Annotated in this window: 12 protein-coding genes; 2 read left to right on the forward strand and 10 right to left on the reverse strand. The window is 65.2% G+C overall.

The window, feature by feature from the left end:
• Window positions 1–147: 147 nt before the first annotated feature.
• The 7 genes from gyrB to rpsT all read right to left on the reverse strand — a co-directional run bounded on the left by gyrB (window position 148) and on the right by rpsT (window position 11734).
• Window positions 148–2583: a DNA topoisomerase (ATP-hydrolyzing) subunit B gene (gene gyrB / locus I6F21_RS26085; RefSeq protein ID WP_036024084.1), complete on the reverse strand. Its 2436-nt coding sequence runs from the start codon at window positions 2581–2583 to the stop codon at window positions 148–150.
• A 387-nt stretch (window positions 2584–2970) separates the two neighbouring features.
• Window positions 2971–5133 carry a hypothetical protein gene (locus I6F21_RS26090; RefSeq protein ID WP_225183652.1) on the reverse strand — a complete coding sequence of 721 codons (2163 nt, stop codon included), beginning with the start codon at window positions 5131–5133 and terminating at the stop codon, window positions 2971–2973.
• A gap of 120 nt (window positions 5134–5253) precedes the next feature.
• Window positions 5254–5988, reverse strand: a complete 735-nt coding sequence (locus I6F21_RS26095; protein WP_225183653.1) for a hypothetical protein — start codon at window positions 5986–5988, stop codon at window positions 5254–5256.
• A 120-nt stretch (window positions 5989–6108) separates the two neighbouring features.
• Window positions 6109–7245: a DNA replication/repair protein RecF gene (recF, locus tag I6F21_RS26100; protein ID WP_036002616.1), complete on the reverse strand. Its 1137-nt coding sequence runs from the start codon at window positions 7243–7245 to the stop codon at window positions 6109–6111.
• 161 nt (window positions 7246–7406) lie between these two features.
• Window positions 7407–8525, reverse strand: a complete 1119-nt coding sequence (gene dnaN / locus I6F21_RS26105) for a DNA polymerase III subunit beta (protein WP_036002613.1) — start codon at window positions 8523–8525, stop codon at window positions 7407–7409.
• A gap of 258 nt (window positions 8526–8783) precedes the next feature.
• Window positions 8784–10193: a chromosomal replication initiator protein DnaA gene (gene dnaA / locus I6F21_RS26110; RefSeq protein WP_036024069.1), complete on the reverse strand. Its 1410-nt coding sequence runs from the start codon at window positions 10191–10193 to the stop codon at window positions 8784–8786.
• Between the two features lie 1274 nt (window positions 10194–11467).
• Entirely contained in the window at window positions 11468–11734 is a 267-nt protein-coding gene (rpsT, locus tag I6F21_RS26115; protein WP_036002606.1) for a 30S ribosomal protein S20, read from the reverse strand.
• Window positions 11735–12157: 423 nt separating this feature from the next.
• On the opposite strand from rpsT, the gene I6F21_RS26120 reads away from it, so the two are divergent.
• The gene (locus I6F21_RS26120; protein WP_025033220.1) at window positions 12158–12475 is read left to right on the forward strand and encodes a hypothetical protein; all 318 of its coding nucleotides are present in this window, start codon (window positions 12158–12160) and stop codon (window positions 12473–12475) included.
• Window positions 12476–12608: 133 nt separating this feature from the next.
• Window positions 12609–13355 carry a polysaccharide biosynthesis/export family protein gene (locus I6F21_RS26125; RefSeq protein WP_036002627.1) on the forward strand — a complete coding sequence of 249 codons (747 nt, stop codon included), beginning with the start codon at window positions 12609–12611 and terminating at the stop codon, window positions 13353–13355.
• A 147-nt stretch (window positions 13356–13502) separates the two neighbouring features.
• Here I6F21_RS26125 and I6F21_RS26130 read toward each other — a convergent pair whose 3' ends face one another.
• The 3 genes from I6F21_RS26130 to I6F21_RS26140 all read right to left on the reverse strand — a co-directional run bounded on the left by I6F21_RS26130 (window position 13503) and on the right by I6F21_RS26140 (window position 15469).
• Window positions 13503–14177 (reverse strand): dienelactone hydrolase family protein, encoded by a 675-nt coding sequence (locus I6F21_RS26130; protein ID WP_225183654.1) that lies wholly within the window; start codon window positions 14175–14177, stop codon window positions 13503–13505.
• A 167-nt stretch (window positions 14178–14344) separates the two neighbouring features.
• Window positions 14345–14680, reverse strand: coding sequence for a hypothetical protein (locus I6F21_RS26135; RefSeq protein WP_036024065.1), 336 nt, complete (start codon window positions 14678–14680; stop codon window positions 14345–14347).
• 24 nt (window positions 14681–14704) lie between these two features.
• Window positions 14705–15469 (reverse strand): alpha/beta fold hydrolase, encoded by a 765-nt coding sequence (locus tag I6F21_RS26140; RefSeq protein ID WP_225183655.1) that lies wholly within the window; start codon window positions 15467–15469, stop codon window positions 14705–14707.
• Window positions 15470–15849 lie beyond the last annotated feature (380 nt).

Consider the following 15849-nt stretch of genomic DNA (forward strand, 5'->3'; position numbering starts at 1 on the left):
GCGGGGGAGAGGGTCTCTCCACACGGGACAATCCCCTAGAGGAGGAAGCCCTCACCCGCCACGCTCTGCGAGCGTGTCGACCTCTCCCGCAAGCGGGAGAGGTGCAGCGAGTGCTTGGCCAGCAGATCAATCCAAAGCCAACCGCCCTCAAATATCGATCGTCGCGCTCAGCGAATGTTCCTGAATGAAATCGCGGCGCGGCTCGACGACGTCGCCCATCAGCTTGGTGAAGATGTCGTCGGCCTCGTCGACCTCCTTGACCTTCACCTGGAGCAGCGAGCGTGCCTCGGTGTCTAGCGTCGTTTCCCAGAGCTGCTCCGGGTTCATCTCGCCGAGGCCTTTATAGCGCTGCAGGCTGATGCCCTTGCGACCCGAATCGGTCACGGCCTCGAACAGATCGACCGGGCCGTGGACCACGTGCTCGGAATCCTTGCGCCGCAGCTTGCCGGAGCGGGCGTAAACGTCCTGGAGCTTGGTCGTGTATTCGTCGAGCTTGCGCGCCTCGGCCGAGCCAAGCAGCGCATCGTCGATGACGGCGGCTTCCTTGACGCCGCGCACGGTGCGCTCGAACAGGAAGCCCTGGCCCTCGATGAATTGTCCGACCCAGCCGCGCTCGACCTCCTCGGCCTGGTTGTCCAGCCGGCTCGCGATGTATTGCGCGGCGGCCGCCGCCTTCTCGGGATCGCCGTAGATCTCCTTGTTCAGCACGCCGGTGATCGCGGCCTGCTCGACCACCTTGCGATTATAGCGGCTGTGCAGGTTGCGCAGGACGCTGCGGACTACGCGGGCGTCGTCGACCAGCGCGCGCAGATCGCGCCCGGAGCGGTCGCCGCCGGTGCCGGGGATGTACACGCAATCATCGAGGCCGGCGTCGATGAGATAGTCTTCCAGCGCCCGCTCGTCCTTCAGGTACTGCTCGGACTTGCCGCGTGAGACCTTATAGAGCGGCGGCTGGGCGATATAGAGATAGCCGCCATCGATGATGTCGCGCATCTGCCGGTAGAAGAACGTCAGCAGCAGCGTGCGGATGTGGGCGCCGTCGACGTCGGCGTCCGTCATCACGATGATCTTGTGATAGCGCAGCTTCTCGACCGAGAACTCGTCGCTGATGCCGGTGCCGAGCGCGGTGATCAGCGTGCCGATCTGCTCTGACGACAGCATCTTGTCGGGACGCACGCGCTCGACGTTCAGGATCTTGCCGCGGAGCGGCAAGACGGCCTGGAACTCGCGGTTGCGGCCCTGCTTGGCGCTGCCGCCTGCCGAGTCGCCCTCGACGATGAAGAGCTCGGACTTGGCCGGATCCTTTTCCTGGCAGTCGGCGAGCTTGCCCGGCAGCGAGGAGACCGAGAGCGGGCTCTTGCGCGTCAGCTCGCGCGCCTTTCGCGCAGCTTCACGGGCTGCCGCGGCCTGGATCACCTTGCCGACGATCATCTTGGCTTCGCTCGGGTGCTCCTCGAACCAGGCGGCAAGCGCCTCGTTAAGGACGTTCTCGACCACGGGGCGCACTTCCGAGGACACCAGCTTGTCCTTGGTTTGCGACGAAAACTTCGGATCGGGCACCTTCACCGAGAGAACGGCGGTGAGCCCTTCGCGGCAATCGTCGCCGGTCAGCGCGATCTTTTCCTTCTTGGCATTGGCCTCGGCATAGCCGTTGACCTGGCGCGTCAGCGCGCCGCGGAAGCCGGCGAGATGGGTGCCCCCGTCGCGTTGCGGGATGTTGTTGGTGAAGCACAGCACGTTCTCGTGGTAGCTGTCGTTCCACCACAAAGCGGCCTCGACGCCGATGCCGTTGGCTTCCGAGCGCACCATGATCGGCGCCGGCACCAGGGCCTTCTTGTTGCGGTCGAGATATTTGACGAACTCCTCGACGCCGCCGGAATAGAACATCTCCTCGCGCTTCTCGACCGCGTGGCGCATGTCGGAGAGCACGATGTTGACGCCGGAATTGAGGAAGGCGAGCTCGCGCAGCCGATGCTCGAGCGTGGCGAAGTCGTATTCGATGTTCTTGAAGGTCTCGGTCGAGGCCAGGAACGTCACCTCGGTGCCGCGCTTGCCCGGGGCATCGCCGACGACCTTGAGCGGTGCGACGGCATCGCCGTGAGCGAACTCGATATAGTGCTCCTTGTTGTCACGCCAGATGCGCAAGCCGAGCTTGCTCGACAGCGCGTTGACGACGGAGACGCCGACGCCGTGCAGGCCGCCGGAAACCTTGTAGGAGTTCTGGTCGAACTTACCGCCGGCGTGCAGCTGGGTCATGATGACCTCGGCCGCCGAGATGCCTTCGCCCTTGTGGATGTCGACGGGAATTCCGCGGCCGTCATCGCGCACGGTGACGGAATTATCCGCGTTGAGGATCACCTCGACGCGCGAGGCATGGCCGGCGAGCGCTTCGTCGATGGCGTTATCGACGACTTCGTAGACCATGTGGTGCAGGCCCGAGCCGTCGTCGGTGTCGCCGATATACATGCCCGGGCGCTTGCGGACGGCATCGAGTCCCTTGAGCACGCGGATCGATTCCGCGCCGTAATCGCTCGCGTTGGAGGGCTCGTTTTCGGCAGCGTGCTGCCGAGCAGGTTCTGTCATGAGAGGCCTTCGAGATGTCGCCCGAATCAGCGGCGCAAAAGGCGCTGATTTGCGGGGCTATTTGTGCCATGAAAGACCGCTTGCGCCTAGCGCAAAGTATCCTCCGGCAACCCTTTGAGTAGATAGGGTTTTTCGGCCGGTTTTCAAGGCGCCGGAGGGCCGATTCTGGGCGCCGCAAAAAGCCCGATTCGAGGGCAGTTTTTTGCCTCGAAAAGCCGTGGATTTTGCGGGGCCAGGAAGAGTGGTTTTGGGGCACCTGAAACTGATTCATCGATCGCCGTCATGCCCGGCCTTGTCCTGGCATCCACGTTCTTGGCGTCGCGGAAGACGTGGATGGCCGGGACAAGCCCGGCCATGACGATACCGCGAATCTGAAAGCGTGCAGCCTCAATACATCTGCAGCGGCAGCACGTCGCCGCTCGGGCCCACCAGAAGGCCCCAGGCCTCGCCGGCGGCAACGGTCAGGGACTCGCTACGCGCAGGGCGGCCGGGCAGGCGCAACGCGTACACGTATTTGCCGGGCGGTAGGTCGAGCATCGGGCCTTTCGGTGATTGCGGGCCGCCGGCGCCGGCTGCGATCTTCACCGTCTGCTTGTTGATCGTCAGCGCGACCTCGTTCGCTGCCATGTTTCCGAGCATGAGCCGCGCTTGTCCCGCCTTCGGCATGATCTCGGCCTTGGCCGCGGCATCGGCATTCTTCTGCGCCAGGCTGACCGTGGTCTCGCCCTTGGCGCGGCCGAGCTTGAGCACGGCGGGACCTTGCGGCGAGGTGAAGTCGATCTGCGCGCGTTCTGCGGACGCGGCTGCGCCGTCGGTCTTCTCCTGCCAGCCCAGCTTTGCAAGCTCGGCCCGGTAGAAGGCGAGGACCTCGTCGAGCGAAGCGGGGATGCGGGCCTCGAGCTCGCGGCGGAGCGGCGCTTCGCCTCCGGGTATCTTGGTGGTGGCGAGCGATTTCGACGAACGCTGCGTCGGCACCGGCAGCGGGGACTCAGGATCGGGCTTGAGCGGCTCGGCGGATTTGGCCTGAACCTCCACCTCCGCGCCGGCCGCAGCCTTGGCCGCTTCGGTCACCAGGCCCGATCCGTCGGCGCGGACATTCACCTTCGGGCCCATCTGCATCACCGTCATCGAGATCGACTTGCCGCCCTTCGAGAACGCCATCACCGCCATGTTCGGCTGGTTGATGACGGAGGGCTGCTCCTTCCAGCCCGAGCTCTTCAGCGCGGTCCGATAGAAGCTGCTGAGCGCCTTCACGCTCGACGCCGAGGAGAATTCCAGGTGGCCGTCGCCGCCTTCGAACTTCACGGCTTCGGCGTTTTCGGGCAGCGGCACCGGCGTCTTGCTGTCAGCGAGCGCGGTGAGCGGGGCGTCCGACAGGGAGGCGGCCTGCGTCTTGCTCCTAATATCATCGGCCGCAATGAGCTGCTGAGCCGTACCCAAGGCATCGCTCAGGAACCTCGCGTCGGCCTCCTTCTTCGCCTTGGCGCGAGCGGCGAGCGCGGATTCCTTCACCTGCGCGGTCAGGCTGACCATGGTGAAATCATATTTGCGGCCGAGCCGCAGCACGCCGGTTTCATCAGAGTTGGAGATCTTGATCGCCACCTCGTCGCCGGGCGCGAGCGGTGCGCTGCCATCCTCCTGCCAGCCGCGCGCGGCGAGCTCGCGCTGATAGAAGGCGCGCACGGCGGGCAGCTCGGCGATCGCGGCGGCCGAGATCTCGCGCTTGTTCGAGCTGGCGCTGCCGAGGCCCCGCGCAGATTTGGTCGGCTTCGGCCGCGGCAGGCCGGCCATGTCGTCGTCGGCCTCGAGCACCTCCGGCAGCGCGAACGGCGCGACCCGGATCTCGACATTGGTGCGGCCATCGTCGCGGCGCGTCAGGGTCAGCATCACCGGCTTCTGGTAGACGTGCGTCGCGTCGCGATCGGGGTGGTCGTAGAAGACGCGAACGCCGTTCGGAACGGCTCCGGCAAGATCGGCGTTCGGCCAGCGCGATGCCGTATCGGGGTTAAGCTTGCGCCACCCCATCGCCGCCATGTCCTTGGTAAAGAATGCTGCGGTCGCATCGAGCGCGCCGGGCGCAATGCAGCTGAGATAGGGCCGGGTCTCGTCGAACACGAGATCGATCGCGCCTTCCGGAAAGGGCACGTTCGCATAGATCCGGTTCGGCGTGTAGAACACGGCGGACTGGTCGGGTCGCCCGCGCGCCTGTGTGAAGGAAACGCGCAGCCCCTGCCGTCCCTTCTTGAAGGTCAACGCTGCGCTTCTCTCATCCAGCGGATACACATAGGGCACCCAGCCGTCGGCGCTCAGCAGCTTCCTGGTGGCGTCCGACGTGGCGGCAAGCGGGGTCGGCACGGTGTAGATCACGCGATAGGGGTCGGGACGCGAAGTGTCCTCCACCGCGCCGTCGAGCCGCGGCAGCGTATGGACGTCGACGATGCCGTCGTCTGCCGCGCCGGCGGGACGCGAGGGGATCACTATCGCGAGAATGCCGCAGGCAAGCAGCAGCCATCTTGCCGGGACTTGCGCCCCGCGCCGGATCATCGGCATCGTCAAAAAACTCCTGGATGTCGCGCGGGTCGTCATGCCCTTGTGCATTGGCGGGCTGCGGCGCCGTCGGTGCGGCCTCAGACGAGAAGTCGCGCCGGGAACCGGAGAGGTTCAACAGGCTCAGTACAGCTGCAGCGGCGGCCAGGCGTCACCGTCGCGCCCGACCGTGAGCTCCCAGGTGTCGCCGGCGGCGACGGTGAGGATGTTCGTGGTGGCGGGTTGGCCCGGGACGCCCAGCCTGTACGAATATTCGCCCGGCGCGAGGTCCAGCGCGACGGCGTTCGCGCCGGCCGGGCGCGGGATGGTCCGCTCGTTGATGGTGAGGACCGCTTCCTTGTCGCCGATATTGCTGAACACCAGCTTCGCCTGGCCGGGCTCGGGCAGCACGTTCGCCTTTGTCGCCATGTCCGCGTTCTTCTGCACCAGATGAACCGAGGTGCCGGAATCCTTGCGGTCGAGCTTCAGCGCGGCCGGCCCCAGCGGCGAGACGAAGGCGAGCCGGATGTGATCGGCATTGATCACGGCGCCATCATGCTGCTCTTGCCAGCCGAGCTTGCGAAGCTCGGTCCGGTAGAAGGCGAGCACGTCGCTGAGCCCCGCGGGCACGGTGGCCTCCAGCCTGACGCGGAGCGGCGCATCGACGCCCTGCATCAGCGTGGTGTGGATCCCTCTGTAAGTATAGCGGGTCGGTGCGGGCAGCTTGGCATCGGAATCCAGCGTGAGCGTCGTCGGAAACAGATGCGGCAGCGAGGCACCAGCGCTGGCCGCGAGCATGCACATCGCAAGCAGGGCGAAGCCGCACGCAAACAACTGCCATCGTGCCGGAGCTTGCGCCCCATGCCTCACCGCCGTCATGCTCATGCTCCAAAAATATCGCGAAGGATGTCGCGCATGTCCGAGTGCTGCGCGATGGCCGCTTCTTGCGGCCTCAAGCAGCTAGTCGCGATCTGGAACAGGCGGGTTCAATGCGGCGGCCTAACTGCGGGCCGAGACTCGTCCGCTCTCGACGTCAAACACTTCGCCCCCCGCGCCGATCTCGGCGAAGGCGGCAGGATCCGCACCGGTCAGCCACACCTGCGCGCCGAGCTTCTTCAGCTCATCGAACAGCGCCGCCCGGCGGTTCGGATCGAGATGCGCAACCACCTCGTCGAGCAGCAGCAGCGGCACGATGCCGGTCATCTCGGCGACCAGGCTCGCATGCGCCAGCACGAGGCCGATCAGCAGCGCCTTCTGCTCGCCGGTGGAGGCATCGCGCGCCGGCATGCTCTTGGGCGCGTAGATCACCTGGAGGTCGGTGAGATGCGGGCCGTCGGTGGTGCGGCCGGCGATCGCATCGCGCGGGCGGTTGTCGCGCAGGATCTGGCGGTAGCGGTCCTCGACCGAGGTCGCGGTCTCCTCGAGCAGCGCATTCTCCATCCAGCCGTCGAGCGCGATCTGAGCGGACGGAAATGCGGATGCCTGTGCGCGCGCGTTGAGCATGCCGGTGAGCCTTGCCGCGGTCTGGCCGCGCGTGGCCGCCACCGCGACGGCGAGTTCGGCCGTCTCGCGCTCGATCGCGTCGCACCAATGGTCGTCGTAATTGCGCGTCTCCAGCAGGCGGTTACGCGAGCGCAACGAGCGCTCGAGCGCGTTGATGCGGCTGGAATGCTCGCTGTCGATGGCGAGCACGAGACGGTCGAAGAAGCGCCGCCGTTCGGACGCTGCGCCCATGAACAGCCCGTCCATGGCCGGCGTCAGCCACACCATGCGGATATGATCGCCGAAGGCGCTGGCCGAGCCCACCGGCTCGCGGTCGATGCGGCAGCGCCGGCTGACCGTGGTATCCGCGCGCGGCGCATCGATGCCGGTGCCGAGCGTCGCCAGCCCCAGCGCGCCCTCGACCTGCGCCGACACCGCCCAGGAGCCGTCGCCCTGGTTGTCGGCGACATCCTCCAGCGTCGCCCGGCGCAGGCCGCGGCCCGGCGACAGGAACGAGATCGCCTCGATGCAATTGGTCTTGCCCGCCCCGTTCGGTCCGACCAGCGCCACCAGATCAGCCGCCGTCTCGAGCCCCGCCGCCCGGTAATTGCGAAAATGCGTCAGCGTCAGCCGATGAATGCGGGAGGGGGTCATGAGATCCGTTTTCCGTCATGCCCGGCCTTGTGCCGGGCATCCACGTTCTTGGCTCCGAAGACGTGGATGGCCGGGACATAGGCGGAGCAAAGCGACGCCGTCCTTTCGGACGGCTACGCCGGCCATGACGATGTAGTGACAGGTGTGGATGCCGGTAGGTCTCACACCCGCATCGGCATCAGCACGTACAGCGCGCTCTTGTCGTCGCGGTCCTGCACCAGGGTCGGCGAGCCGGGGTCGGCGAGGCGGAGCGTGGCGACGTCGCCTTCGATCTGGGCGGCGATGTCGAGCAGATAGCGGGAGTTGAAGCCGATATCGAGCGCGTCGGAGGCGTATTCGACCTCGAGCTCTTCGGTCGCGCTGCCGGAATCCGGATTGGTCACCGACAGCACCAGCTTGCCCGCCGACAGCGACAATTTGACCGCGCGGCCGCGCTCGCTCGAAATCGTCGAGACGCGGTCGACCGCGTTCTCGAAATCCTTCTTGTCGACGACGAGCTCCTTGTCGTTGTTCTGCGGAATGACGCGGCCGTAATCGGGGAAGGTGCCGTCGATCAGCTTCGAGGTCAGCACGACGTTGCCGATGGTGAAGCGGATCTTGGCCTGCGACAGCTCGATCGTCATCTCGGCCTCGGTGTCCTCGATCAGGCGCTGCACCTCGCCGACCGTCTTGCGCGGCACGATCACGCCGGGCATGCCCTCGGCGCCCTTGGGCTGCACCAGGTCGAGCTGGGCGAGGCGGTGACCGTCGGTGGCGACACCGCGCAGGGTGGCGGCCTTTGGCGTGCCGGCGGCATGCAGATAGATGCCGTTGAGGTAATAGCGCGTCTCCTCGGTCGAGATCGCGAACTGGGTGCGGTCGATCAGCCGCTTGACGTCCTTGGCGGCGAGCGAGAACGAATGCGACATGTCGCCGGCGGCCAGATCCGGGAAATCGTTCTCCGGCAGCGTCTGCAGCGTGAAGCGCGAGCGGCCGGCGCGGATGGCGAGCACGGCGCGGTCGCCGTCGGCCTCCAGCACGATCTGCGAGCCGTCCGGCAGCTTGCGCACGATGTCGTAGAACATGTGCGCCGGCACGGTGGTGGAGCCCGCGGTCGCGGTTTCCGCTGGCAGCGTCTCGGTCACTTCGAGGTCGAGGTCGGTCGCCTTCAGCGACAATTTCGCGTTCTCGGCGCGCACCAGCACGTTGCCGAGAATCGGGATCGTGTTGCGGCGCTCGACCACGCGGTGGACATGGCCCAGCGACTTCAGCAGTTGTGCGCGTTCGACCGTAACCTTCATTGCACTACTCGCCCGATCCCTTAGGAAAACACAGCGTTGAGAAGGCCGGGCGGCGGGACGCGCGCCACGGCATCGAAGACCCCGACCGGCCGGATCATTCCTGCCGATATGACCAAAGCCGTCTGGGTCGCGCAAGGTGGCGCGGATGGCCCGCAGATTCAAGGCATTGGGGCCAGTTCCCCACGATTTACCGCCCAAAACGAAGACCGCCGCCCAGGCAAGCCGGGGCGGCGGGAGCAGGGCGGGAGCCCTAGGCCTTTATTCCTGAAGCTGGCGCTTCAGCGATTCCACTTCCTCCGACAGCGCGGTGTCCTTGGAGACCAGCGCCTCGATCTTGCGCACCGCGTGCAGCACCGTGGTGTGGTCGCGTCCGCCGAAGCGGCGGCCGATCTCGGGCAGCGAGCGCAGCGTCAGCGTCTTGGCGAGATACATCGCCACCTGGCGCGGGCGCACCACGTTGGCGGTGCGGCGCGAGGACAAGAGGTCGGAGCGGCTGACATTATACTGCCGCGCCACCACGCGCTGGATGTCCTCGATCTTGATCCGCTTCGGCTCCTGCGGCCGCACCAGGTCGCGCACCTCGTGCTCGGCCATCTCCAGCGTCACCGGCCGGTTGTTGAGCTTGGAATGCGCCAGCAGCCGGTTGATCGCGCCTTCGAGGTCGCGGCCGTTATGGGTGATGGTGCGCGCCAGATAATGCAGCACCTCCTCGGGCACCTCGAACGTGGCATGATGGGCGCGGGCCGCCGCGACGCGCGACTTCAGGATGCCGTGGCGCAGCTCCTCGCCGAGCGATCCCATCTCGACCACGAGCCCGCCGGCGAGCCGCGAGCGGACGCGATCGTCGAGGCTTTCCAGATCCGACGGCGGACGGTCGGCCGCGATCACGACCTGGCGGCCGGCGTCGATCAGCGCGTTCAGCGTGTGGCAGAACTCGGCCTGGGTCGACTTGCCCTGCAGGAATTGGAGATCGTCGATGACAAGCACGTCGATGCCGCGCAGCGCTTCCTTGAAGGCCAGCGCCGTCTGCGTCTTCAGCGCGGCGACGAAGCCATACATGAATTTTTCGGCCGTGAGATACAGCACCTTGCGCTCGTTGCCGGAATTGCCGGCCCAGGTCACGGCCTGCAAGAGATGCGTCTTGCCGAGGCCGACGCCGGCATGGATGTAGAGCGGGTTGAACATCACGGGGTCGCCGCGACGTCCTTCGGCGACCTGGCGCGCGGCCGCATGGGCCAGCGTGTTGGAGCGGCCGACGACGAAGCTGGCGAAGGTCAGGCGCGGATCGAGCGGCGAGCCGCCGAGCGCGTCGTGATTGGCCGAGACCGGCGCGGTCGCGGTCGAGCGCAATTCCGGCATCGGCGCGCGGCGCGCCTCGACCGGCGCGGGCGCTTCCTTCGGCTGCGCCGAGGGGCGCACGGCGGACCGCACCGTGAGGTCGATGCGATGCACTTCCGGCATCTCGGCCTGCCAGCACGACAGCACGCGCTCGGCATAATGGGCCTGAATCCAGCTCTTCAGGAACCGCGTCGGCACCGAGAGCCGCACGCTCTCGTCCTGCACGCCTTCCAGATCCATGCGCGCAAACCAGCTTGTGTAGACGTCCTCGCCAACGCTCGAGCGCAGCCGACCCTTCACGCGTGACCAGCGATCCTGTTCCATTGTCATCGTCAGAAAACTTCTCTTGAGAGATATAGTTGCGTTTGTGAGCGCCATGCAGGGTTCCTGCCACGGTCCCTGAAGTGGCGCGACCTCGAGCGAGTCCATCGTCGGGCATGGCTCGACCGTTCGGCGCGAACGCCGCGGGTCAGATCAGCGATGTCAGAGATGGAGGGGTCGCGAGGTCAGCGCGTACTCGGCGCTCCGTCACGCGCGGGAGGCTGGAAATCCGACGGGGCTGAAACGGCATCGTTGGAAAAGGAAACGTGCTGCAATACCGCGTTGAGTCCGTAAGACATGATACCTCCCCGTCCTGCCGTGATCGCTCACGACAAGGTCCTGCGTGTCCTAAAGACAACCGCGCCGTACTCCTGTCGCGGATGCCTGCCCAAATGTACTAGTCGTCCGCTCGACTTCGCCACCTTGCGTGCCGGGGTAGCTTCGCGATGTCTCTCATATGAGCCTGGCGCGAGTAGATGCGCCTGGCGCGAGCGGGAAAGGTCCCGCTTGGAAACATTCAGACAAAGAGCTACCATTCCCACATTGCTGTGGGTTTTGCACCGACATCACTTTTTGAAGCGTCGCCTACGTGCACACCGCCGCCGATTTGCACGCTCGCCCCGTTTCCTAAACCGCGCTGGTCTGAAGATCGTGGGCGCCGCTGACTGGGTTAAGGAATACACTAAGCGGAAAGACTCGCAACGAAATTGATTCACAGTTGAGCCGTCAAAAAACTTGACCTCGGTTAACGTCGCACAGGAGTTGTTCACAGGCTGCGAAGCAAGTTTTTGAATCCGTGCACAGAATCGAGAAGGCCGCGCGTCATGTGACAATTCTCGTTCAGCGCCAAATTATTTTTATAAATTCGTCATGCGCCCGACGTGCGGGCGAATTTTCCAAATGCTTGTCCCTGCTATGTTGATAAGTGATTATCGAGCCATCGCTTTTCGAGACTCGTTTTGCAGGGTAACTCCACCGTGACACACGTTCCGGTGAATCTACGGTGTGCAGAACTCTCATCGGCCATCGATTCAATTCGCGCCCGCCTCACAGGGGTTTTTTGCAACGCAGTGAAGTTTTCTCTGTTGCAGAACATCGGCAGGTAGAATTACGGAATGAAGACTGACGCAGACGATGTAAATCATCCAAGCGAGGCGTGAGCCTCGCGTGACTGCTTGCGTGAATGTGACAGTCAACAAAAAAGCCCGGCGCGAGGCCGGGCTGTTTGACGCGCTGACCGGATCGACCGATCAGACGATGTCGCCAAGATGACTTGGCAAGATCTACTTCGCGAGCTTGGCGATCTGCGCGGTGAGGCGCGAGACTTTGCGGCTGGCGTTGTTCTTGTGAATGATGTTGCGCTGGGCGGCGCGCATCAAGGCGGGCTCGGCCGTCGCGAGCGCCTTCACGGCAGCGGCGCGGTCGCCGCTCTCGATGGCTTCCTCGACGTTGCGCACGGCGCCACGCATCTGGGTGCGGCGCGACTTGTTGACGGCAGTGCGGCGGGCGATCTTGCGCGTCGCTTTCTTGGCGGAAGTGGTATTGGCCATGGTCTCAATGTCCTTTGCGGGTACCGGTCGCGTCTTGGTCGGGTAGCGCCGGCTTGCTTGACCGCGGAATCGACGCTCGGATTTAGGGTGTTCGGTTGCTGGGCCGTTCCCGGAACATGAGCGACCGCCTTGCGGCTGTCTCTGAGGCTCCAAGGTGTCTTCAAGCTCGGATGAGTCCTGAAGCCCAGGGTGCCTGCAACTGCTCAAAGAACAGCGGCGGCGGGATTGCGCCCACCGCCAGTTGGCGCCCTTATAGAGAGGGTCTTTCGCACCGTCAACGCTTTCGGGCGCCGGAAACGCCCCTTTGGCGGCCTGGATGAGTGCCGTAACGCCCTGAAGAGGTTGAATTTCTGCCGTCGCCCGGCTATTGGCTGGCATCGTTCCGAAAAGGTCGTCCGCTTCGACGGCCATCGTAGGTGAGGCATGATCCGCGGCTTTTTCCGACTGATAGGGCTGTTGCTGCTCGCCGGCGGGTTCATCTTCATGGTCTATGACGGCGCCCGCTGGGTGGCCGACCAGACCCTCAAATTCACCCGCTTCGGCCAGTTCTGGAACGATATCAATCAGGCCAGCCAATCGGCCTTCCGCACCTGGGTCGAGGCCAAGGCGCCCTGGCTCTGGACCTCGGTGATCCGCCTGGTGCTGGAGCAGCCGGTCTTCGCCGTCCTCGGCATTCTCGGCATCCTCCTGATGATCTTGTTCCGCCCGCGGAAACCGCTGATCGGCTATTCCCGGGATTGAGCCTGCAGCTGGCGCCGCGTAACAGCGCTGCCTCTTACCCTCCCCCTCCAGGGGAGGGTTGGAGCCCCACTCAACGCTTTATTAACCATAACCGGTGCATCACTGGAGCCGTCTCGTTTCGAGGATGGGTCCGGTGCCGGTTGCACGCGCGTTTCGATGGTCGAACTTGGCGTCCTTGGCAGCGTCCGCCGCGCTCGCTTTGGGCGGCTGCATGCAGACCGCAACTCCCGTCGCGATGGTGCAGCCTCGTCCCGATCTCGATGCCATGGCCTATGGCCAGCCCTATAATGCGCCGCGGCCGGTCGTCGTCGCCAATAACGGCGGTGGCGCGATCGCAGCGCTCAGCAATTCCTTTGCCGCTTCGCCCGCACCGATGCCTGTCGGCTACGCCGCGCCGATGGCGGTGCCGGTGCGCAATGGCCCCTCCTACCATCTCGACGCCGGCGACAAGCTCCGCGTCGTGGTCTACGGCCAGGAAGGTCTCACCAACAGCTATGCGATCGACGCCGGCGGCTCCATCACCATGCCGCTGATCGGCGCGGTCCCCGCTCGCGGCCGCACCACGGCGGGGCTGGCCGGCGAGATCGCCGCACGCCTGCGCAACGGCTACATCCGCGAGCCTTCGGTGGCGGTCGAGATCGAGACCTATCGTCCGTTCTTCATCCTCGGCGAGGTCCTCGCGCCCGGCCAATATCCCTACGTGCCGAATATGACGGTCGAGAGCGCGGTCGCCATCGCCGGCGGCTTCTCCCCGCGCGCCAAGCGCGACATGGTCACCGTCACGCACACCGAGAACGGCGGCGCCATGCGCGCGGTGGTGCCGCTCGGCACGCCGCTCGCGCCCGGCGACACCGTGTTCGTCGGCGAGCGTTGGTTCTAGGGCTCAAGCCCAGGCACTATCCTCCCGTCATTCCGGGGCGCGACGAAGTCGCGAGCCCGGAATCCATTCATCCACGAACGCTGACGCACGATGGATTCCGGGCTCGCGCTGCGCGCGCCCCGGAATGACAGTGGAAAGAGCCGCGCGCTACTTCGTCAAATGCTTCGCGAAGAACGCCATGCTGCGCGGCCAGGCGATGTCGGCGCTGGCCTTGTCGTAGCTGGCGCGCTCGTCGCAATGGAAACCATGCTGGGCGCCTGGATAGATGAAGACCTCCACATCCGGCCGCTTCGATTTGATGGTCTCGACGTCGGCGAGCGGAATGCCGGCATCCTTTTCGCCGAAATGCAGCTGGGTCGGCACCTTCGGCGTCTCGTCGGCGAAGCGAACGACGGCGCCGCCGTAATAGCCGATCGCGGCCTTCAGGCCGGTCAATCGCGTCGCCGCGACGAAGGCGATGCTGCCGCCTAAGCAAAAGCCGATGATGCCGACGGGCCCGACGCTCTTCACCGCATCGATCGCAGCTTGCGTGTCGCGCAGCATCGCGGCCCAGTCCGGGTTGGCCACGAACTTGCGCGCCTCCGCGATCTCGTCGGGCGAATAGCCCGACTGGAAGTTCGGCGCCGTCCGGTCGAAGATCGACGGCGCGATCGCGACATAGCCTTCCCCGGCGAGGCGGTCGCAGACCGAGCGGATGTGGTGATTGACCCCAAAGATCTCCTGGATCACCACCACCGCGCCCTTCGGCGTGCCGGCGGGATCCGCGCGATAGGCGCCGAGCTGGAAATTGTCCGAGGCCGTCAGCTTGATGTCCTGTCCCACGCGGGTTGTCCTTCTTGGTTGTCGATCCGAAATTCAGCTCTCTCCCCTCATCCTGAGGAGCGCGCACCTGCGCGCGTCTCGAAGGATGAAAGGCCGAGATGCAGCAGCCGGGCCTGCATCCTTCGAGACGCTTGCTGTGCAAGCTCCTCAGGATGAGGGGTAACACCTCACTCCCACATCCAGTTCTCGCCGTAATCCTCCTTCCATCCGGCCAGCCGGCCGTGGCGGAATTGCAGGAACAGGCGATGGCGATAGGGGATCAGGCCGCTGCCGCCGATGTTGCGCAAGGCGAGATAGATCTCGTGGCCGGGACGTCCCCGCACATATTGCAGCTTCTGCCCGAGGGCGCGCGCGGTCTGTTCGGCATCCATGCCGAAGGCGAGCGGAATGTTGTTCGACAAGGTCGTGACGAAGGGCTGGCGCGGCGGCACGGCGCCGATCGGCTCGGCCTGCGCAGAGAGCGACAGCAACATCGTGCCCGCAGCCAGCATCATCAGCTTCATCGCCTGTGTCCCTGGTCGATCGGCCTATGCAGGCAAGTTCTTCAGGAAAGGCACGACCGCGTCAACAAAAGCCTCGGGCTGATCGATGTTGACGGCGTGTCCGGCCGCGGGGATCACGACCTTTTGTGCGCCGGGGATTTTCGCGGCCATGTAGTCGGACGCGGCGAGGAACGGGGTGTCGTCGGCGCCGACCACGATCAGGCTGGGCACCTTTATCTCAGGCAACAGCTCCATCACGCGCGCATCGCGCTGGGTCAGCATGCCGCGCGCGGCGAGCGCAAGGCCCCTGGCGTTGCGATGGTTCGCGGTGGCGCGCTCGCGCGTCGCCGATTTCAGCACATCGAGGCCTTCGCGGTCGAGCCGGTCGGCCGTGGCGAGCGCTCGCGCGTTCCAGGCTTCGCGCGCATCGTCCTTCCTGAAGCCGGGGCCGGTGTCGATGATCAGTAGCGCGCGGGCCCGCTCCGGATGTGCGCGGTAGAACGCCAGCGACATGTAGCCGCCGAGCGAAAGCCCGCCGATGATGGCGCGCTTCGCGCCGACCGCATCGAGGATCGTCGCCATGTCACCGACCATGAGGTCTTCGCTATAAGCACTCGCATCGTCAGGGTAATCGGACTGGCCGTGGCCGCGCATGTCCCACAGGATCAGCGTGTGGTCCTTCGCCAGCGCGTCGATTTGCCCATGCCACATCGCCGACGTTGAGGAATAGCCGTGCGTGAGCAGCAGCGGCGGCCCGTTGCCATGAACCTCGTAGTAGATGTTGACGCCGTCGCGATTGATCTCCGGCATTGCTTCCCGCCCTTTCTTTCTCCTCGCCACGACACCGCGGCACCCTCTCCCCTTGCGGGAGAGGGTGACTTCGCTGAAAGCGAAGCCGGGTGAGGGGTCTCTATCCGCGCATGACTCTCTCAATGCGAGTGCGCGGATACAACCCCTCATCCGGCGCTTCGCGCCACCTTCTCCCACAAGGGGAGAAGGAAGAAAGCGGCGGCAGCTGCACCTTAGCTCGCCAAGTTACCTCGAAGAAACTGCCTGAATCCGTAGCACGCATGCCGGAGGCATGCGCTGTTGTGTCCAGTGGCTGCGTCGACGCCCTTGGCGCGGCGCACAACGGGCGAGTGTGGCGAGCGCTTTTTCGACTCGTTCCAAATTGCATTTGCCTCCGCGCC

The organism is Bradyrhizobium sp. NBAIM03, from assembly GCF_020194055.1.
Classification (GTDB): Bacteria; Pseudomonadota; Alphaproteobacteria; order Rhizobiales; family Xanthobacteraceae; genus Bradyrhizobium; species Bradyrhizobium yuanmingense.